The organism is Cryobacterium shii (assembly GCF_004402595.1).
GTDB lineage: Bacteria > Actinomycetota > Actinomycetes > Actinomycetales > Microbacteriaceae > Cryobacterium > Cryobacterium shii.
The window spans coordinates 1-20,139 of the sequence record NZ_SOFY01000026.1 but is presented as its reverse complement, the minus strand read 5'-3'; the positions used below and the strand labels follow the sequence as shown (position 1 = coordinate 20,139).

General features: G+C 67.1%; 13 protein-coding genes. 4 read left to right on the top strand and 9 right to left on the bottom strand.

The window, feature by feature from the left end; translation table 11 throughout:
- Position 1: 1 nt before the first annotated feature.
- Positions 2-1,855, bottom strand: coding sequence for a phosphoenolpyruvate carboxykinase (GTP) (locus E3O49_RS05995; RefSeq protein WP_134403398.1), 1,854 nt, complete (start codon positions 1,853-1,855; stop codon positions 2-4).
- A 156-nt stretch (positions 1,856-2,011) separates the two neighbouring features.
- Here E3O49_RS05995 and E3O49_RS05990 point away from each other — a divergent pair, with 156 nt between their 5' ends.
- Both E3O49_RS05990 and E3O49_RS05985 read left to right on the top strand, forming a co-directional pair.
- The gene (locus E3O49_RS05990; protein ID WP_134367123.1) at positions 2,012-3,454 is read left to right on the top strand and encodes an XRE family transcriptional regulator; all 1,443 of its coding nucleotides are present in this window, start codon (positions 2,012-2,014) and stop codon (positions 3,452-3,454) included.
- A gap of 224 nt (positions 3,455-3,678) precedes the next feature.
- The gene (locus tag E3O49_RS05985) at positions 3,679-6,447 is read left to right on the top strand and encodes a helix-turn-helix transcriptional regulator (protein ID WP_134367125.1); all 2,769 of its coding nucleotides are present in this window, start codon (positions 3,679-3,681) and stop codon (positions 6,445-6,447) included.
- 17 nt (positions 6,448-6,464) lie between these two features.
- On the opposite strand, the gene E3O49_RS05980 is transcribed toward E3O49_RS05985, so the two are convergent.
- Together E3O49_RS05980 and E3O49_RS05975 are read right to left on the bottom strand one after the other, a co-directional pair.
- Complete coding sequence (locus E3O49_RS05980; RefSeq protein WP_134367127.1) at positions 6,465-9,419, bottom strand: EAL domain-containing protein; 2,955 nt, start codon at positions 9,417-9,419, stop codon at positions 6,465-6,467.
- A complete protein-coding gene (locus tag E3O49_RS05975) occupies positions 9,416-9,649 on the bottom strand; it encodes a hypothetical protein (protein WP_134367129.1) in 234 nt (77 codons plus the stop codon). The genes E3O49_RS05980 and E3O49_RS05975 overlap by 4 nt, the downstream gene beginning before the upstream one ends.
- A gap of 633 nt (positions 9,650-10,282) precedes the next feature.
- On the opposite strand from E3O49_RS05975, the gene E3O49_RS05970 reads away from it, so the two are divergent.
- A complete protein-coding gene (locus E3O49_RS05970; RefSeq protein ID WP_134451151.1) occupies positions 10,283-11,527 on the top strand; it encodes an ice-binding family protein in 1,245 nt (414 codons plus the stop codon).
- A gap of 185 nt (positions 11,528-11,712) precedes the next feature.
- Entirely contained in the window at positions 11,713-11,958 is a 246-nt protein-coding gene (locus tag E3O49_RS05965; RefSeq protein WP_134367133.1) for a hypothetical protein, read from the top strand.
- A 739-nt stretch (positions 11,959-12,697) separates the two neighbouring features.
- Here E3O49_RS05965 and E3O49_RS05960 read toward each other — a convergent pair.
- From E3O49_RS05960 to E3O49_RS05935, 6 genes are all read right to left on the bottom strand, one after another.
- Positions 12,698-13,996, bottom strand: a complete 1,299-nt coding sequence (locus E3O49_RS05960) for an ABC transporter ATP-binding protein (RefSeq protein WP_244285258.1) — start codon at positions 13,994-13,996, stop codon at positions 12,698-12,700.
- Entirely contained in the window at positions 13,993-15,639 is a 1,647-nt protein-coding gene (locus E3O49_RS05955) for an ABC transporter permease (RefSeq protein WP_370262719.1), read from the bottom strand. The genes E3O49_RS05960 and E3O49_RS05955 overlap by 4 nt, the downstream gene beginning before the upstream one ends.
- Positions 15,640-15,649: 10 nt before the next feature.
- On the bottom strand, positions 15,650-16,708 hold the full coding sequence (locus E3O49_RS05950; RefSeq protein WP_198416039.1) for an iron ABC transporter substrate-binding protein: 1,059 nt from the start codon (positions 16,706-16,708) through the stop codon (positions 15,650-15,652).
- A 238-nt stretch (positions 16,709-16,946) separates the two neighbouring features.
- Positions 16,947-17,807, bottom strand: a complete 861-nt coding sequence (locus tag E3O49_RS05945) for an SDR family NAD(P)-dependent oxidoreductase (RefSeq protein WP_134367135.1) — start codon at positions 17,805-17,807, stop codon at positions 16,947-16,949.
- Position 17,808: 1 nt separating this feature from the next.
- On the bottom strand, positions 17,809-19,014 hold the full coding sequence (locus tag E3O49_RS05940) for a thiolase family protein (RefSeq protein ID WP_134367137.1): 1,206 nt from the start codon (positions 19,012-19,014) through the stop codon (positions 17,809-17,811).
- 231 nt (positions 19,015-19,245) lie between these two features.
- Positions 19,246-20,043 carry a TrmH family RNA methyltransferase gene (locus tag E3O49_RS05935; protein WP_134367139.1) on the bottom strand — a complete coding sequence of 266 codons (798 nt, stop codon included), beginning with the start codon at positions 20,041-20,043 and terminating at the stop codon, positions 19,246-19,248.
- Positions 20,044-20,139: the final 96 nt, after the last annotated feature.

The following is a 20,139-nucleotide window of genomic DNA, read 5'->3' as shown; positions in this document are numbered from 1 at the left end:
GCTACGCCTTGCGTAGGTTGTAGCGCACGCTGGCCAGCTCGGCCAGGAGAGCCGGCGGCACGCGGTCGCCGAACTTGGCAAAATACTCCTCGGTGAGGTCACACTCGGCCAGCCACGACGTGTTGTCGATGTGGAAGAGCTGCTCCACCTCGGTCGGAGACAGGTCCAGGCCCTTGAGGTCGAGTCCGCCCTCGAGCGGGAGGTAGCCGATCGGGGTGTCCTGGGCATCCGCGAAGCCCTCGATCCGGCGAACGATCCACTCGATCACGCGAGAGTTCTCACCAAAACCGGGCCACAGGAAGCTGCCGTCGGGGCCCTTGCGGAACCAGTTCACCTGAAAGATCTCCGGTGCCTTGCTGCCCAGCCCCTTGCCGACCTTCAGCCAGTGCGCCCAGTAGTCGGCCATGTTGTACCCGCAGAACGGGAGCATCGCGAACGGGTCGCGGCGCAGCTCGCCCACGGTTCCCTCTGCGGCCGCGGTCTTCTCCGAGGAGATGGTCGCGCCCATGAACACGCCGTGCTTCCAGGAGCGGGCCTGGGCCACCAGCGGCACGTTCGTCGCCCGGCGGCCGCCGAAGAGGACGGCGTCGATGGGCACGCCGCCGAACGCCTCCCAGTTGTCGGCGATGGACGGGCACTGCGCGGCGGCGACGGTGAACCGGGAGTTGGGGTGCGCGGCGGGGCGGCCGGACGCTGGGGTCCAGTCGTTGCCTTCCCAGTCGATCAGGTGGCTGGGGGTGGTCTCGGTCAGACCCTCCCACCAGACGTCGCCGTCGTCGCGCAGGGCGACGTTCGTGAAGATGGTGTTGCCCCAGACCGTGGCCACGGCCGTGGGGTTGGTGACCTCGCCGGTGCCGGGCGCGACGCCGAAGAAGCCGGCCTCCGGGTTGATCGCGTACAGGCGGCCGTCGGGGCCGGGGCGCAGCCACGCGATGTCGTCGCCGATGGTCTCGACCTTCCAGCCCGGAATCGTCGGGCGGAGCATGGCGAGGTTGGTCTTGCCACAGGCGGACGGAAAGGCCGCGGCCAGATGGGACACGCCTCCTTCCGGCGACGTGACCTTGATCAGCAGCATGTGCTCGGCCAGCCAGCCCTCGTCGCGGGCCATCACGGATGCGATCCGCAGCGCGAACGACTTTTTCGAGAGCAGCGCGTTGCCGCCGTAGCCCGAACCGAACGACCACACCTCACGGGTCTCCGGGAACTGCACGACGTACTTGGTGTCGTTGCAGGGCCAGGTGGTGTCTTCGCGGCGGCGACCCTCGGCGTCGACCAGCGGGTAGCCGACACTGTGCACGGTGTGCACCCAGGGGGCTCCGGCCTCGATCATGTGCAGCACCTTTTGGCCCATTCGGGTCATGATGCCCATGTTCAGCACGACGTAGGGAGAGTCGGTGACCTCGACGCCGAGCTGGGAGATGGGGCCGCCGAGCGGGCCCATCGAGAACGGGACGACGTACATGGTGCGGCCGCGCATGCTGCCGGCGAAGACGCCCTGCAGCTCGCCGCGCATCGCGTCCGGGTCGGCCCAGTTGTTGGTGGGGCCGGCGTCGTCGGGGTCGACCGAGCAGATGAAGGTGCGGTCTTCGACGCGCGCCACGTCCGACGGGCTCGTGCGGGCCAGGTAGCTGTTCGGACGCCACTCGGGGTTCAGGTGGATGAGCTTGCCCTCGGTGACGAGCTGCTTCGCCAGGACGTCGGCCTCGCGAAGCGAGCCGTCGCACCAGACGATGGCGTCGGGCTGGGTCAGGCGGGCGATCTCGTCGACCCAGGCCTGAAGGTTGGGATCGGTGGTCCCGGCAGCTTTGCTGGACTCGCCTCCGCCGGTCTGTACGTGGGAATTCGCGATGGTCATCTCCTGGCCTTTCGTGGTCGATCCGGCGTGACACCAGCGGTGTGAAGTCGATTTGGGCAAGTAACTTCGCCCTCTGAATCAACAATGCGGCATGAATCGCAGCCGCTGCGGAGATAGCAGCGTTAAGAAACGCGATTCTTTCACTATCGTTAAGGAATGCCAACACGCTCATCAGACCTGATCACGCTGGGACTCCGCATCCGTCACTACCGGTCTGAGCGTGGGTTCACGCTCGACCAGCTCGGCGAGCGCGTCGGCCTGGCCGGCAGCCAGCTCTCACTGATCGAGAACGGTCGGCGGGAGCCCAAACTCTCCACCCTGCAGGCCCTGGCGACGGCGCTCGACGTGCAGGTCATCGATCTGCTGAACACTGAAGCGCCGAACACGCGGGCCGCCCTCGAGATCGAGCTGGCGCGCGCGCAGAAGAACCCGCTCTACGGGGCGCTCGGCCTGCCCCAGGTGAAGGTGACGAAGGGGATGCCGCTGGCGGCGATCGAATCCCTGCTCGGCCTGCACCGCGAACTCGCCCGCCGGGCCAGCGAGGCCATCGCCACACCCGAGGAAGCCCGTCGCGCGAACACGGAACTGCGCGAGCGGATGCGCGACCAGGACAACTACATGCCCGACATCGAGCAGCTCGCCGAGGACCGGGTGCGGGCATCCGGTCACGTCTTTGGCGCCCTCACCCACCGCGAGGTGAGTGTGATGGCCGAGCAGCTCGGCTTCAGCCTGATCTACGTCAACGACCTGCCGGGCTCGACCCGGTCGGTCACCGACCTCGTCAACCGCCGGATCTACCTGCCGCCGGCCTCCATCCCCGGCGGCCACGGCCTGCGCTCGATGGCCCTGCAGGCGATGGGGCACCGGCTGCTCGGGCACGAACGTCCGAACAGCTACGCCGAGTTTCTCTGGCAGAGGCTGCAGATCAACTACTTCGCGGCCGCCTGCCTGATGCCGCAGGATGCCTCGGTCGCCTTCCTCTCACACGCGAAGCGGGAGCGCGAGCTGTCGGTCGAGGATTTCCGGGACGCGTTCGGGGTGACCCACGAGGCCGCCGCGCTGCGGCTGACCAACCTGGCCACCTCACACCTGGACATGCCCCTGCACTTCCTGCGCGTCACGGGCGACGGCGCCCTGCAGAAGGGCTACGAGAACGACGGGCTCCCCCTGCCCGCCGACGTGACCGGGTCGATCGAGGGCCAGTTCGTCTGCAAGCAGTGGAGCGCCCGCAGCGCTTTCACCCACACCAACCGCACCACCGAGTTCTACCAGTACACCGACACCCCGGTGGGCACCTTCTGGTCGGCGACCCAGACCGGGGCGATGGATGGCGGCGAGTTCTCGATCAGCGTCGGCGTTCCGTTTGCGCAGGCCAGGTGGTTCCGGGGCCGGGAGACCACGCAGCGCGCGGTCTCCCGCTGCCCGGACGAGTCCTGCTGCCGGCGCCCGGCGTCGGACATGTCGTCCCGGTGGGCCGGCAAGGCCTGGCCGAGCGCGCGCCTGCACGCCCATGTGTTGTCCCCGCTGCCCAGCGGAACCTTTCCCGGCGTCGACGACACCGAGGTGTACGAGTTCCTGGAGGCGCACGCCGCGGAGTAGGAGGCGTGCGCCTCACCTGTCGCGGGGGTTGGTTGGAACACAGGGCCCCTGCAAAGAAGGAGGTGGCCCAAGCGAGAGAAGAAGTAAGTGGCGTAATCAGGATTTGAGCAGCCGGGTCCCATACTTAAGCGAGCCCGCATCTTTTACGCGAAGGCGACGGGGGAAGCCACGGAGACGGCAACCGCGATCCTGGAGCCTAGCTTGATGCCTGACTAGCAGGAGAAGTGGAGGAGGCGTTGCCGTTCGCCCCTGTAAGCGTTACGACAAAATTCCAGCCTCCGAGGCCCGTCGGGGACTGGGTCGCCCGTGCTCGGCTCACGGACCTGCTCCGCGCTGGTGAGCACCGCCGACTGTCGTTGATTCATGCCCCGGCAGGCTTCGGTAAGTCAACACTCGCCGCACAATGGCTCGCGGCGCTGGATGCACGTGGCGTGACCACCGTGTGGCTTTCGCTGGACCGCGATGACAACAATACGATCTGGTTCTTGTCCCACCTGTTGGAAGCGATCCGACGGGTAATGCCGGAGTTGGACGACGAATGGCAGGTTCTGCTCGAGGGACAGCCCGACGATGCTGAGCGCTACGTTGTTCCCGCCCTGGTCAACGCCATGGATGCCGCCGGTGAAAACATTGTCATTGCCCTGGACGACTGGCATCTCGTCACCGATTCCCGGACCCGTGCTGTCATTCATCGCCTTCTGGATGTGGGGAGTTCCCGCCTGTCCTTCCTGATCACCAGCCGATCCAGGTCTGGGCTCCCGCTTGGTCGTCTCATGGTGAGGAACCAGCTGTTGGAAGTGGACGCGAGTTCTCTGCGATTCGACGAGGACGAGTCGCAAGCATTGTTGGTGGACATCAACGGCCTGGACGTCAACCGTGACGACCTGGCCAGCCTGCACCGGACGACTGAAGGTTGGGTGGCTGCCCTCCAGCTGGTTTCGTTGTCGCTGCGCGAAAACCACGACGCGTCCGACCTGATCCGACGGCTCTCGGGTCGGCAGAAGTCGATCGGCGAGTATCTGCTCGAGAACGTGCTTGATGCCCTCGAACCGGACGTGGTTGATTTTCTGCTGACAACATCGGTGACTGAGCGTATCTGTGCGGAGTTGGCGTCGACACTCTCCGGTGTCGTGCGGGGTCAGGCCATGCTTGAGCGTGTTGAGGCTCAGAATCTATTCCTTCAGCCGCTGAACGAAGACGGAAGCTGGTATCGCTACCATCATTTGTTCGAAGATTACCTGCGGGGACGACTCGAACGGGACTTCCCGGGGCGAGCGGTGGAACTCAACCTGGCCGCTGCGCGTTGGTTCGCATCGAACGGCTATCCCAGCGACGCCGTTGATCACGCTCTGGCAGTCGGCCAGGTCGACTTCGCAGTCGACATTGTTGAGTCGCGCGCGATGTGGCTTGTCGAGCATTCCCGGATGGCGACTTTGCTGGTGCTGGTGGGAAAGATACCGGCCAGTTCCGTTGCGGATCAGGCCAAGCTTCAGATGGCAATCGCCTGGGCCAACACGCTTCTCCACATATCGGGCGCGGCGCAGATCGCCCTCGACAAGGTGGAGGCCCTGGTTCGGTGCGACGATTCTCTCAGTCAGGATGACCGGTTTGAACTCGGTGTTGAGGCCCTGGTCGTTCAATGCTGCATTGACATGTACGTGGACAGGCTCGACCTGGTCGACGAACTAGACCAAACCTGTTTTGCAGAAGCGAACCGGCTCCGTCCCTGGATTGTGTCCGTCGCCGCCAACATCTCCACCTTCCAGAAGATCCAGGAGGGTGAGTACTCACAAGCAACCGAGCAGCAGAACTGGGCGTCACAATTTCACGCGCTCACGTCCGGACCGTTCAGCGACGTCTACGGCCGATGTTTCGCCGGTCTGGCTGCCTTCGAGCAACTCGAAGTCGACGATGCAGAACGCCTCTTCAGATCAGCAGTTGAGCTTGCACGGAGCTCCGCTGGTCGACACTCTCATGCGGCGCAACTGGCCAGCTCGATGCTCGGCCAGCTTCTCTACGAACGGGGCGCGCTGGAGAAGGCTGAACTCTTGCTTGAGGAGGCTCACGAATTGGGATCAGAAGGCGGAGTGGTCGATTTCATGATCTCCGCCTTTGCGACCCTGGCCAGAATCAAGGCCCTGCGCGGCGATCACGTGGGGGCCAGGACGCTTCTCGATGAGGGCGAAGACGTGGCCGAGACTTTAGGGCTCACCCGGCTCGGACTGTGTATCGCCGCGGAACGCATCCAGCTCGGATTCAACTTCCAGCTACCCGACCGGACTCTGCCGGCCGGTCTGCACGACGAACAGCACCGGATCGGGGATCTGGGTAGCGGCTTGGCCGAAACGAATTACAGGATCGCCCTCGCAACCGAGATTCGAGCGGCCCTATCGCCGGATGCATCTCGAGATCTGGCCACGGCCTCCGCAGAACGTGCTCACGAGCTGCTCGACCGGACGAGAGCCCGCGGCGGAGCCCGTGCGCACTTGGGCGCCCAAATCCTACTCGCTGCAACGCTCCAGCATGCGGGTCGGCGCGTCGAGGCGATGGATGCCCTGACCCCGGCCTTGGTCACGTGCAACGCACTCGGTTTGGTGCGACCCATCCTCGATGGCGGTCCGGGGTGTCTTCAGATCGTGCAGGACGTCGCAGACAGGGTGAGAGGCGGGCGATGGGAGGGACCGCAGGCCCCCGGTCTTCCAGAGTTCCTGAGCCTTCTCCTCCAGAGCGCGACTACCTCCGCGCGCCTTCAAGAGACGACCTCATCAGGCGCCCAAATTACCGGTGCAACGTTGACCGAGCGCGAACACGAGATCCTGATACTGTTGGCCCAGGGGTGCTCCAATCGTGAAATCGCCCAGACCCTTCATCTGGGTGTCAACACGGTGAAATGGTACCTCAAACGTCTTTTCAGCACTCTGGGCGTTAGCGGACGTCAAGGCTGCGTGGATGAGGCCAGGCGCAGGAAGCTGCTGTCCACTCACACGAGTTGACGCGCCGCCCGCGCCGTTCAGCTCACCGCGCGCAAATCGGCCAATCTGACCGTGCGCATTTTCTCCTCGGCCAGCCAGCCGGGTATTTCCTTCGGGGGCCGCGGGCGAGACCACAAATAGCCCTGAGCCAGGCTGCCTCCGAGACGGCGAAGCTCGCTGAGTTGTTCCCTGGTCTCGATTCCCTCGGCCACGACGTCCATCTCCAGTGCGCGCGCCAGACTCACGATGGCGTTGACGAAGGCCGGCGCCTGGGGATCCTTACCCCCGAGTCCATCGATGAAGGAGCGATCAATCTTGATGGTCTGAACGGGCAACTGCTTGAGATAGGTGAGGGAACTCCAGCCGGTACCGAAATCGTCCAGGGAGAGCCGTACCCCGAGACCGCGCAACCCAGAGAGGGTGGCGGAGGCCAGATCCAGATTGTTGATGACCATGGACTCCGTGATTTCCAGGTGCACCGCCGAGGCGTCGATGCCCGACCGAGTGATGATGTCAGACACGACCTGCACAAAATTGGCATCCTGCAACTGTCTGGCCGATAGATTGACTGCGATCGTCAAGTCATGGCACTCAGCGAGCTGGCTGCGCCAGGCCTGGACCTGCCTGAGGGCCTCAGTCAGCACCCACTCGCCAATCGCAACAATCGACCCGGTCTGTTCAGCGATCGGGATGAATTCTGTTGGTGAAATGAAACCTCGGTCGGGATGCTCCCAGCGCACGAGCGCCTCAAAGCCGACCGTTTCTTCAGTCGAGATGTCCACAATCGGCTGGTAGAACACGCGCAACTCGTCACGGGAGATCGCGCGAGCCAACTGGGATTCGGTCTCAAGCCGCATCGACGCTCGATGGTGCATATCCTCGTCGTACATCACAACGCGAGCCCTGCCGTCCGCTTTCGCCCGATACATTGCAACATCTGAATGGAGGAGCATGGAGCTGGCATCGGCGTCGGCATCATCGTCAGCAAGAACGATGCCAACGCTCACGCTGACGAAGACTTCCTTGCCCTCGAACTCGAAAGGGTCCTTGGCGATTGTGACTATTCGCTCGGCCAACCGCTCCGCATCGTAGGGCGCGATGTTGTCGCAGACGAGTACGAACTCGTCGCCGCCGAACCGTGCAAGGGTGTCGCCGGGACGAACGATCAACTTCAACCGTCGCGTTAGTCCCACCAACAAGCGGTCGCCGGCCACGTGGCCTAATCCATCATTGATTACCTTGAACTGGTCCACGTCGATGAACAGCACACCCACGTAGCCGGCGGTCCTTCGTCCTGTTGACAAAGAGCGTTCGATACGTTCGACGAGTAGCTGACGGTTTGGCAGCCCCGTCAGGGGATCGTGAAGGGCCTGGTGAGCCAGGAGGTCCTCGGCGTATTTTCGGGACGAGATGTCCTGCATATGCAGTAAGAAATAACCCGGCTCGCCGTTAACGTCAGGCACAAGGGACATCGTTAGCTGCACCCAGACCGGCTGTCCGTTGGGTCGGGCATACTGAAGTTCCGCCTGAGTATCTTCGAATCCCCCACTCAGCCAACCGGAGAACGAGGCACGATCACCCTCATGGTGTGACGGATGCCGAAAATCCTGCGTCCGTTTGCCCCGGATTTCTTCGGGAGTTCTGCCCAGTATTGTGCACAGGGCCTCGTTTACCTGGAACAGTCGCCCATCCAAATCGGCCATCCCCATGCCAATCTGAGATCGGTCGAAACCCAGGCGAAAGTTGGTCTCGGCTTCTTGTTGTCGCGCCTCAGCTAGATGCAACTCGGTAATGTCCATGATCATGCCGATGATTTTGATTGGCGAACCATCCGCGGCCCTGATGACAACTGCGCGTGAGCGCATCCAACGAATTCCCCCGGACTGCAGAATGATGCGGAAAGTAAATTCCGGGGTCGGCCATCCTGAATCGAGCCGCCGCAGGAGACTCTCCACACGATCCCGGTCCTGCGGATGTACGCACGACAGAAGCAAATCGCGCGATGCCGGCTCAGTTCCATTGCGGCCGAGGATCCGCCAATACTCATCTGACCACCATCGCTGTCCGGTCGCACTGTCGATTTCATAGCTGCCCATCCCAGCCATCTGTTGGGCCGCTGCCAGGCGTGCCTGGTCAGTTTCTGAGGCAATCTGTCGACGCTTGGACTCCGAAATGTTCCGGGCTATTCCGAAGCAGCCCGCCACAATGTTGCGTGAGTCGAAGATCGGAGAGATCGTCAGCGAAATATCGACGATGCGTGATCCGTCCTTGTGCAGTGCGACCGACTCCAAACCGATCACGGACTCGCCGCCAGCGACCTGGGCCTGCAATTCGAGTCCTCGATCCCGGCCGTCAACCGTGACGATAAGGGTCTGATGCTGGCCGATCACCTCGGGCGCCGAGAATCCGAACATCGCTTCAGCCGCCGGATTCCACACGGTGATCAGACCGTCGACGTCGTAACCAAAAATGGCATCGTCGGAGGATGCGACCAGCATCGACATCATTCGCGTCGAAGCCTGGGCCTGGGTCCGTTCGCTGATATCACGGATAGAGCTGGACACGAGCGTTCCGCTGTCGGTCTCAAAAGGACTGAGCGAAATCTCTATCGGAAACTCCCTGCCGTCGCGGTGCAGACCCAGAAGTCCAAGGTCGGGTCCCATCGACCGTGCCTGTGCCTTCGTCTTTGTCTTGGCCGAGTACTCGGATCGATGGCTCAGATACCAGCCACGGAATTCGATCGGCATGAGGACCTCGAGAGACTGTCCGAGAAGTTCATCCCTCACGTAGCCAAAAAGCACCTCCACCTGTGCGTTGACAAGAAGGATCGTACCGTCAGCGTCGACGATCACCATCGCATCGGGAGCGGACCCGAGGAGAGCGCGGAACTGGCCCTCAGACCACGTCTTGTCACCGTTCGTGTCTGCAGCGGGGCGTCGTCGCGTCGGGAGCAGGCGCTCCCGATCAGGACTCGTGTTGCGCTTTTCAGTCATGTCCTCACCGCCCGAACCTGCTCGGTCAGTTCGTAGACGGTCCCGCCATGGCCGTCAGCAAGCCACATCCCTGCGATGACCTTTCCCTCGTGGTCAAGCGGGTCAACGAGAACTGCAGGCAGCTGTTCATGCCGGTTGACCTTGAGGATCACTGTGGATCGTCCGGAGGTCACTGGGTGGTTGAGGGTCACTGTGATCGTCGACATATTCTTGCGGCTGTCTTTCGTCATGCCCGCGCTGTCGCGGGCGTTGAATCGCGAAGATGTTGCGAGGGTGTTTCGGGGTCGAGATACGGCGTGCCCTTCAGGCCCAGAATTACTCCAACCACCCGTACCCGCCGCCGGTCACGCCCGCTTCGCTCTCCTCGGAACCTGTGCCTTATCGGTTCCTCCCTGCCGCGCCGCCCTACAGGCATGCTTTCGGCGTCGAGGTGGAGCCAGGCCATGAACACTCCCTCGTGGTGGACGGCACTAGGACGAAAAGTTGTGGTGGGTCCTGTGAATGGTAACCGCGTGCCACCGCCGCATCGCCTCGAATCCAACACTGGCGGGAGTGGTTGACGAAACGGGTGGGGTGGACGTTTCGGGGGGTGACCCACCACCCGGGTGGTAAAGCCCTTCCGAGCGGCTGAGTCTGAGAGGCGCGGGATTCACTGCGAGCGGCGCCTGGAGACCCCGAACATCGCCGACTGCCCCGCACGCACCGACATCGAAAGCCCGACCAGTGGGTCATTTGACACGTGTCTACCTGCCCAAAAGTGAGGCCGGGTTCGACATTGAGGGTCTCAGCCTGTGTTTAGAATGTTCCACGGGGGGTCCGGCTCGAGGTGCCGTCATTGACTCCCGAACCGATGGGAGCGACTCGTGAGCACGATCAGGCACAGCCGAAAGAGCATGGCGACTGGCATCGGTCTGGTGTTTGCGGTCGGTATGTTGTTGCCCGCGGCATCGGCGCAAGCGGCCACCACGATTGACGGGCCCGTCGACCTCGGCGCCTCTGCGGCCTTCGGGGTCCTCGGTGCCAGCACCGTCACGAACACGGGCCCCTCCGTGATCAACGGCGACGTGGGAGTCAGCCCGGGAACCTCGATCACCGGCTTCGGTGGCGCTCCGGACGGCAGCTTCACCGGGGCACTGCACCAGACGGATGGGAGCGCCGGCGCGGCGCAAAGCGACGTGACAACGGCGTACAACGCGGCCGCGGGCCTCACCCCGACCACGTCCGGTGTTGCCGAGCTCGCCGGCTTGTCGCTCAGCCCCGGTGTGTTCGCCGGTGGTGCACTGTCCCTGGCCGACAATGGCGTGCTGACCCTGGCGGGCAGCGCGACATCCGTGTGGGTGTTTCAGGTCGACAGCACCCTGATCATCGGGTCGGGCAGTCGCATCGAGGTCACCGGCGGCGCGAGCTCCTGCAACGTCTTCTGGCAAGTCGGCAGCTCAGCAACCCTCGGAACTGCGGCTCAATTCGTGGGCACAGTCATGGCGAACCAATCGATTACGGCGACCACCGGAGCCACCATCGCGGGCCGCCTCCTGGCGAACACCGCGGCGGTGACTCTGGATTCCAACGTCGTGACCGTGCCCACCGGCTGCGCGCCGACCGGCACCGTGGCCACGACCGATAGCCCTGCCTTTACCTCGCGCACGCCGCCGCGGGCCACGGTCGGAACCCCCTACGCGTTCAGAGTCACGGCCACCGGGACGCCGGCCCCGACGTTCGCCATTTCCCAGGGCGCACTCCCCGCCGGCCTGCGGCTCGATGGCGGCACGGGAGCGATCACCGGGATGCCCACAGCGGCCGGAACCTCCACGTTCACCATCACGGCCGTCAACAGAGTAGCCCCGGCCGTGTCCGCGGCCCATGAGGTCATCACCAGCGCAGCTGGACCGGCCCTGCCGCCCTCAATTTCGACGGACACGACCGCCACATCGGCAGTTCCCCCCTCCACGACGGCGGGTGCCTCTGTCCCGCTTCCGGCCCGCCAGCCCACGCTCGCGGCCACCGGCAGCGAGGTCGGGCTTCCGATCGGCGGCGGCGCGTTGCTGCTGGCTGCGGGCGTGATGCTTCTCAGCATCCGTCGCGCGCTCCGAAGGGTCATTCTGCGCTAGTGGTGGAGCTCCCTCCGGAGGGGCGATTGTCGCGCCAAACCTAGGGCAAGCCCCGGTCGCGTTGCCCACTTGGAGAACGGGATCGGCGGGATCTCGCCGGCGGGACCGAACGGAACCCGACCCCTGTCCGCAGCGACGTCATCACGCTAGGCTCTGGCCGGGATTCCGAGCGAAGGAGAACGCGGATGGGCTCAACGACCGATATCTGGGATGATATCTGGCTCTTCTTCTGGACCTACGTGTTCATCGCCTATCTGACGGTCATGTTCTCGATCCTCGCGGACCTGTTCCGTGACGACACCCTGAGCGGGTGGGCGAGGGCGGCCTGGGTGCTGTTCCTCGTCTTCGTGCCGTTCGTGACCGCCCTCGTGTACCTGGTCTCCCGCGGCTCGAGCATGCGGGAGCGGCGGGTGCTGCGGTCGGCGCCGTAGCCCGGGACCGGGCGGGCGCCCGGGGTGCCGGCTGCGCCACACACCGAATCCGCGGTTCCCTCGTCGGCCGGAGGTGCGCAACAACCGGCACGGATGCCCGGAGCGCACCGACTGCACCCCACCCTCTCCGACGGAGCCTTCCCTGGCTGAACCTCTCTGGCTAACCTCCTGTGGCGAACTCAGGAGATCCTGGCAAAGTGGCAGCGCGATCCGCACTGGTCTGTGGCCGCAGCAGGGCGGGCGCAGGGGTTTTCCTGAGTTAGCCCCGTCCCGTCCCGCCCCGTCCCCGGCCCTGCCGGGCCACGTGCGCCGAGCCCACCCGCAGCATCCCTCGCGCCCCGCCGCCCCTCACGCCCACGCCGACCTCGACCGGGTCCTAACCGCGGTGATTTTCGCGAAACGCCGCTGGCGGCGCCTTGGAATGCGGCGGGTTGTGAAAATCTCCGACTCAACGTGCGCGGGGCCCGCTACTCTGCAGGGCTGCAGCAGCGGGCCGAGTCGGATAGCGACCGGCGCGCCATCGGCCAGCTGGCTGGCTCAGGAGATCCAGTCGCTCTGGCGGAGCATTCGCACTGGTCTGTGGCTGACCTTCTGCGGCTAACTCAGGAGATCCGGGCGATCTTGCGGGGCGATCCGCACTGGTCTGCGGCGGCAGCGGGGCGGGCGCAGGGGTTTTCCTGAGTTGGCCCCGGGCAGGTCGGCGGTGCGGGGCGTTCCTGTGCGGGCGGGCAGCGGCGGGTCAGGCGTGGGGCGCGGCGAAAGCCGTGGCCGTGCCGCGGGCGGTGAGGTTGACGCTGCTGCCGACCACGGTGCCGGTGGTGCCGTGCTGGCGCACGTGGATGACGGTGCCGCCGGGAGCGTGAAGGGATCCGGTCGAAGCGGAACCGGCCGACAGGGAACCGGCCGAAAGGGAACCGGCCGACAGCGACCCGATCGAGTCAGACCCCGACGAGTTAGGCCCTGTCAACGCGGAACCACCGGAGAACAAGCGCACGGCGAGCTGCACTTCGGCCCCGTAGAAGTCGACGGCCTCGACCCGGCCGGTGCAGGTCGGGGCGCCCGGGGCATCCGTCGTCTCGCAGTGTTCGACGATGATCTGCTCGGGGCGGAGCATGATGCAGGCGTCGCCGCGCAGGGCGGTGGGAGCCACGGCGACCCGGCCCAGCGCGCACGACGCGAAGCCGTCGTCGATCGTGGCCGGCAGCACCACGGCGTCGCCGAGGAACCGGGCCGTGAACAGGTCGACGGGGCGCCAGTAGACCTCGCGCGGCGGGCCGACCTGGCCGAGGTGGCCGTCGCGGAGCACCGCGAGCTGGTGGGCGAAGCTCATGGCCTCGGCCTGGTCATGAGTGACGAGCACGGTGGTGATGCCCGCGCGTTCGAGCGTGGCGGCGACGATGTCGCGGGTGGCCGCCCGCAGCCCGGCGTCGAGGGAGGAGAAGGGTTCGTCGAGCAGCATCACCCGCGGCCGGCGGGCCAGGGCCCGGGCCAGGGCGATGCGCTGCTGCTGGCCGCCGGAGAGCTCGTCGGGGCGGCGCGCGGCGAAGCTCGGGTTCAGCGACACCATCTCGAGCAGCTCGTCGACCGCCCGCGCGCGCTGCCGGCGGGTGCCGCTGCGGAGGGCGGGGCCGAGGCCGAACGCGATGTTCTGGCCCACGGTGAGGTGCGGGAACAGCGCCCCGTCCTGCGCCACGAAGCCGATGCCGCGCCGGTGCGCCGCCACGGCCACGCCGGGTGCGGCGACCGTGCGCCCGAGCACGGTGATCGTGCCGGAGTCGGGCAGTTCGAACCCACTGATCAGGCGGAGCAGGGTGGTCTTACCCGAGCCGGACGAGCCGACGACGACGGTGCGGCTGCCTCCCGGCACCGAGAGGGCGATGTCCTCGAGGATGCGCGTGCTGCCGAAGCTCTTGTTCACGCCGCTCAGTTCAATGGCGGGGCGTTCACTGGCGGGGCTTTCGAGATCACTGGTTGCGCGTTCGATGGTCGGACTCTCGGTTTCGGCGGTACCGGCGGCGGGGCGCTCGAACTCGGTCACGAGACGCTCGTCAGTCGGGAGCGGGCGAACAGGAGATAGGTGACCGGCAGGCTGAGCACGATCATCAGCAGGGCGTACGGCGCCGCCCCGACGTAGTTGATGTCGTTCACCTTCGACCAGAATTGGATCGCGAGGGTGCGGGTTCCGTTCGGGGCCAGCAGCAGGGTCGCGGTCAGCTCGGTCACGATACCGAGGAAGACCAGGGCGCCGGCGGCGAGGGCCGACGGCACGAAGAACCGTGCGGTGACGCTCAGGAACGCGGCGACGGGATGCTTGCCCAGCGAGCGGGCGGCCTCTTCCAGCCCGACCGGCACCTGGGCGAGGCCGGCCCGCAGGTTGACCAGGGCGCGCGGCAGGAACATCATCAGGTAGGTCACGATCACCAGGATCGTGGTCTGGTAGAGCGGCTGCACGAAACGGATGCTGACGGTGACGAGCGCGAGGGCCGTCACGATCCCGGGCAGCGAGCTCGTGAGGTAGTTGACCGATTCGAGGCCGCGGGACAACCGGCTCGGGTAACGCACCGCGAGGAACGCGATCGGGAATGCGAGCAGGCAGGTGACCGCCGCCCCGGCGAGGCCGTAGCCGACGGTCTGCAGGAGCGCCTGGCCGACGACCGCGTCGGCCCAGACATCCGTGCCGCCCTGCACCAGCCAACGGATGACGCTCGAGAACGGCACGCCGATCGCCAGCACGAACAGGCCGCCGAGGAACAGGTAGCCGACCGGGGTGAACGCGCCGAGGGAGCGCCGCGGGGTGACCCGGGCCACGCCGGAGCCGATCCGGGCGTACCGGGAACGGCCGCGGGCGCCGGACTCCCCGATCAAAAGCACCAGGCAGAGCAGCACGAGCACGCCGGCCAGCGCGTTCGCCGCTGGGCCGTTGAACGTGGACCGGTACTGCTCGACGATGGCGGTGGTGAACGTGTCGAACCGGATCATCGCGAACGCACCGTACTCGGAGAGCAGGTGCAGCCCGACCAGGAGCGCGCCGCCGAGGATCGGCAGCCGCAGCTGGGGCAGGATGACCCGGAAGAAGACGGCCCAGGCTCCGCTGCCGAGCGACCCGGCGGCCTCCTCGACGGTCGGGTCGAGGCGCCGGAGCGCGGCGGCGCAGGGCAGGTACACCAGCGGGAAGTAGGACAGCGTCGCGATCAGCACGCCCGACCAGAGCCCGTGCAGTGAGGGGACGGCGCTCACCCAGCCGTAGCTGTTCACGAAGGCGGGAACCGCGAGCGGGGCGGCCAGGAGCACCGCGAACACCTTCGCTCCGGGCAGCGAGGTGCGCCCGACGAGCCACGCGGCGCCCACGCCGATGGCCACGCAGAGCGGCACCGTGATCAAGACGAGTCCGATGGTGTTGACGAGCAGCTCGCCGACCCGCGGCCGGAAGATCAGCGCCGAGAGCGCCGGCCAGCCGGTCAGTATGCCGGTGACGATCACATACCCAAGCGGCAGCAGCCCCAGCAGGGACACGGTGCCGGCGGCAGCCACGATGAATGGTGAGGGCCGTTTGGGGACCCGAGCCGGGGCATCCGTGCGCGCCGAACCGGCCCTGCTTTCGGTCGTGCCGACGGCACTCTCGGAGGCGGGGCCCTGGCTGTCGGGCGCCGTGTTCACGGTCGGAGGAGCTGCGGGTATCACCACTTTCAGCCTAGAGGAATCCGGCCTGGGTCATCAGCTCGGTGACCTTGGTGCTGTTCAGGTGGGACGGGTCGATGGCCGGGGCCTCGAGTTCGCTGAGCGGCATCAGTGCCGGGTTCGCGTCGACGCCGGCGGAGACCGGGTACTCGAACGAGGTGCCGGTCTTGAGGATCTCCTGGCCGGACTTGCCGGTGACGAAGGCGAGGAACGCCTGCGCGGCGACGGGGTTCGCGCTCGTCTTGAGCACCCCGCCGCCGGACACGCTGACGAACGCGCCCGGATCCTGGTTCTTGAAGTAGTGCATCTTCGTGGTCGAGCTGTTCTCGCCGGTTCCGGCCTGGTCGCCGAACCAGTAGTAGTGGTAGATGACGCCGCCGGGGATCTCGCCCGCGTTGACGGCCTTCATCACCGTGCTGTTGCCTTTGTAGACGACCGCGTTGTCTTTCATCGCGGCGAGCCAGGCGCTCGTGGCCTTCTCACCCTTGAGCTCCAGCAGCGCGCTGACAATCGCCTGGAAGTCGGCGCCGGAGGGCGAGGCGGCCCAGCGGCCCTTCCACGCCGGGTCGGCGAGGTCGAGCAGGGAGGCCGGCAGCTCAGCGTCGCCGAGCAGGCTCGGGTTGTACGCGAAGACCGTGGAGCGGGCGGCGATTCCGGTCCAGGTGCCGGTGGACGGCTGGAACTGCTCGGGCACCTGGGCGAGCGTGTCGGCGTCGACCGGGGCCAGCAGGTCGGCGTTGTCGACCAGGCTGATCGCCGGCGAATTCTCGGTCAGGAAGACGTCGGCCTTCGAGGCCGACCCCTCCTGCACGAGCTGGTTGCCCAGTTCGGAGTCGTCGCCGTTGCGGAGGACGACGGTGACGCCGGTCTCCTGGGTGAACTCGTCCGCCCAGGCCTGGGTCAGTTCCTCGTGCTGCGCGTTGTACACGGTGATGGATCCCGATGGGGTGGCGGAGGCGGTGTCGCTGGATTCCGGTCCGGATGCCGCGTCGGGCGACGCGCACGCGGTCGCTCCGAGCAGGGTGGCTGTTCCCAGCGCGGCGATCATGGCCCAGTTGCGTGTCAAAAGCATGATGTTGCGTGTCCCCACTGTCGGCGCTGTCGGCGGGCCTCACCCGCTTGTCTTTAGGTAAGCCTACCCTAAAAAAGCACGTCGGTGAGGTCTCCGAGGGGACGCACAGGGTCGGCGGAGGCGCGGGGCCGGGGCCGGCACTGGGCAGTCGGTCCCGGCTCTTGGTTCAGCGGGATCAGCGGGATCCGCGGGATCCGCGGGATCAGCGGGGTCAGCGGGATCAGCGGGGTCAGCGGGATCAGCGGGGCGGCATCCGGATGGCGCCGTCGAGGCGGATGGTGTCGCCGTTGAGCATCGGGTTCTCGACGATGTGCCGAACGAGCGCGGCGAAGTCGACGGGGTCGCCGAGGCGTGCCGGGTGCGGCACGGATGCGGCGAGGGATTCCCGCACGTTCTCGGCCATGCCGCGCAGCATGGGCGTGTCGAAGATGCCGGGGGCGATGGCCACCACCCGGATCAGCGACCGGGCGAATTCGCGGGCCAGCGGCAGCGTCATTGCGGCGACGCCGCCCTTCGAAGCCGAATACGCGGCCTGCCCGATCTGCCCGTCGAACGCGGCGACGGATGCGGTGTTGACTATCACGCCGCGCTCCGCGGTGCCCGTGTCGCCGGGGGCTGCGCCTGCGTCGTCTCCTGCGCCTGCCGCGTCTGATGCGCCTGCTGCGACTGCTTTTTCTGCTGGAGCCGCGCTGCCGCCGATCGGCTCCGTCTGCTGCATGGCCGCGGCGGCCAGGCGGATCACGTTGAACGTGCCGACCAGGTTGATCCGGATGACCCGGTCGAAGTCCGCGAGCGGCAGCGGGCCGTCGCGCCCGACCGTGCGGCCGCCCGGCGCGATCCCGGCGCAGTTGACCACGATGCGGAGCGGACCGAGTTCGACGGCCGCGTCGACCGCGGCCTGCACGTCCTCTTCCCGGGTGACGTCCCCGGGCACGAAGCGGGCCTGGCCGCCGAGCGCCGCCGCGGCCTCCTCCCCCGCGGCTCCCGGCAGGTCGAGCAGCACGACTGCAGCGCCCGCGCGGGCCAGGGCGGTGGCGGTGGCCAGCCCGAGGCCGGACGCGGCGCCGGTGACGAGGGCGGAGCATCCGTCGATGCGCATCTCAGAGCCTCTCGATGATCGTCGCGTTGGCCATGCCGCCGCCCTCGCACATGGTCTGCAGGCCCCAGCGGCCGCCGGTCAGCTCGAGGTGGTTGAGCAGGGTGCCGAGCAGCCGGGTGCCGGAGGAGCCGAGCGCGTGGCCGAGGGCGATGGCGCCGCCGCGGGGGTTGAGGAGGGCTGGGTCGGCGTCGAACTCCCGCAGCCAGGCCAGCGGAACGCTGGCGAAAGCCTCGTTCACCTCATACGCGTCGAGGTCGTCGATGCTCAGGCCGGAGCGTTCGAGGATGCGCCGGGTCGCCGGGATCACGCCGGTGAGCATCAGGAGCGGGTCGCTTCCGGTCACCGCGAAGCTGTGGAACCGGGCGCGCGGGTTGAGGCCGAGCTCATCGGCCCGCTTGGCGCTCATGATCAGGGCAGCGGAGGCCCCGTCGGTGAGCGGGGACGAGTTGCCGGCGGTGATGTGCCAGTCGAGTTTCGGGAAGCGGGCGGCGAGGGCATCCGTTCGGAATGCCGGCGGCAGCGTGGCCAGGGAGGCGAGCGTGGTGCCGGGGCGGATGGTCTCGTCGTCGGTGACGACCCGCCCGCCCGGCAGGGTCACCGGCCGCAGCTCGCCGTCGAAATCGCCGCGCTCGGCGGCGGCCGCGGCGAGGCGGTGGGAGCGGGCCGCGAAGGCGTCCAGCTCGCCGCGGCCCAGGCGCCACTGCTGGTTGATCAGCTCGGCCGAGACGCCCTGGTTGACCAGGCCCTGCGGGTAGCGCTCGTGCATCAGGGTGCCGTGCGGGTCCTGGCCGGGTGTCCCGCCGGACCCGCGTCCGAGCGAGCTGCCCAGCGGCACACGACTCATCGACTCGACGCCGCAGGCGATGACCACGTCGTAGGCGCCGGCCATCACGCCCTGGGCGGCGAAGGTGACGGCCTGCTGGCTGGAGCCGCACTGCCGGTCGATGGTGGTGCCCGGAACCGAGTCGGGGAAGCCGGCGCTGAGCAGGGCGGTGCGGGTCACGTTGTAGCCCTGCTCGCCGACCTGGCTGACGCAGCCGCCGATCACGTCGTCGACGAGGGCCGGATCGAGGCCGTTGCGGCTGACCAGTTCGCTCAGCACACCCGCCAGCAGGTCGGCCGGATGCACGCCCGACAGGGCGCCCCCCGGCTTGCCTCGACCTGACGCGGTGCGCACGACATCGACAATGACAGCCTCGTTGCTCATAACCTCAGCCTAGGCTTCCCGCGCTGCCGCCACGCTGAAGCGCGGGCGGGCGTGTGGCGGAGATCATGGCGCGGCGGTCGGCGTGGGGCTGACTCAGGAAATCCGGCACGGCATCCGTCGTTCTGTGCCTGCCGCCGCACTGGTCCGGGGGCCGGCGCAACGCGATCCCGCGGATCTCCTGAGTAAGCCCCCGGCGGCCACCGCCTGACTCCTGCGAATCGGTGCCCGGAGTCAGCCGGACAGCGCCCACATGGCGACGGCGCTGGCCGCGGCCACGTTGAGGGAGTCGATGCCGTGCTTCATCGGGATCTGCACCACGCTGTCGGAGGCCGCCAGGGCGTCCGGGGTGAGGCCCTCACCCTCCGCGCCGAGCAGCAGGGCCAGCCGGTCGTGTTCGTGGCCGGGGAAGTCGCGCAGGCTGACGGCATCCGCGCTGAGTGCGAGCGCGGCCACGTGGAAGCCGTGCCGGGTCAGCAGCGCGCGGGTGCTGGGCCAGTCGCCGACGCGGGTCCACGGCACCTGCAGCACGGTGCCCATCGAGACGCGGATGGCGCGGCGGTAGAACGGGTCGGAGCAGCGGGGCGTGACCAGGATCGCGTCCGCGCCGATCGCGCCGGCCGAGCGGAAGATCGCGCCCACGTTGGTGGGGTCGGAGACGTTCTCGAGGATGACGATGCGGCGCGCGCCGGCGAGCAGCGCGTCCGGCTCGGTCAGGGCCGGGCGGTGCATGGCGGCGATCACGCCGCGGTGCAGCACGTAGCCGGTCAGCTCGGCCAGCAGCTCCCCCGGGCCGACGAAGACGGGCACGTCGTTGCCGACGAGCGCGCGGGCCTCGTCGACGGTGTTGCCGAGCGCGAGCACCGAGCGGGGGCGATGCCCGGCCCGCAGCGCGCGCTCGAGAACCAATGCCGACTCGGCTATATACAGTCCGTGTTCGGTGCCCCGAGCCTTCTTGAGGGCGACGTCGGTCAGGTGGGCGTAGTCCACGAGACGCGGATCGCTGAGGTCGCTGATCTCGATGACGGGCATCCGCTCAGTCTAAGCGCGGGCCCGGGCGGGCGCCGGCGCGCGGTGCCGGTGCGCGGTGCCGGTGCGCGGTGCCGGTGCGCGGTGCCGGTGCGCGGT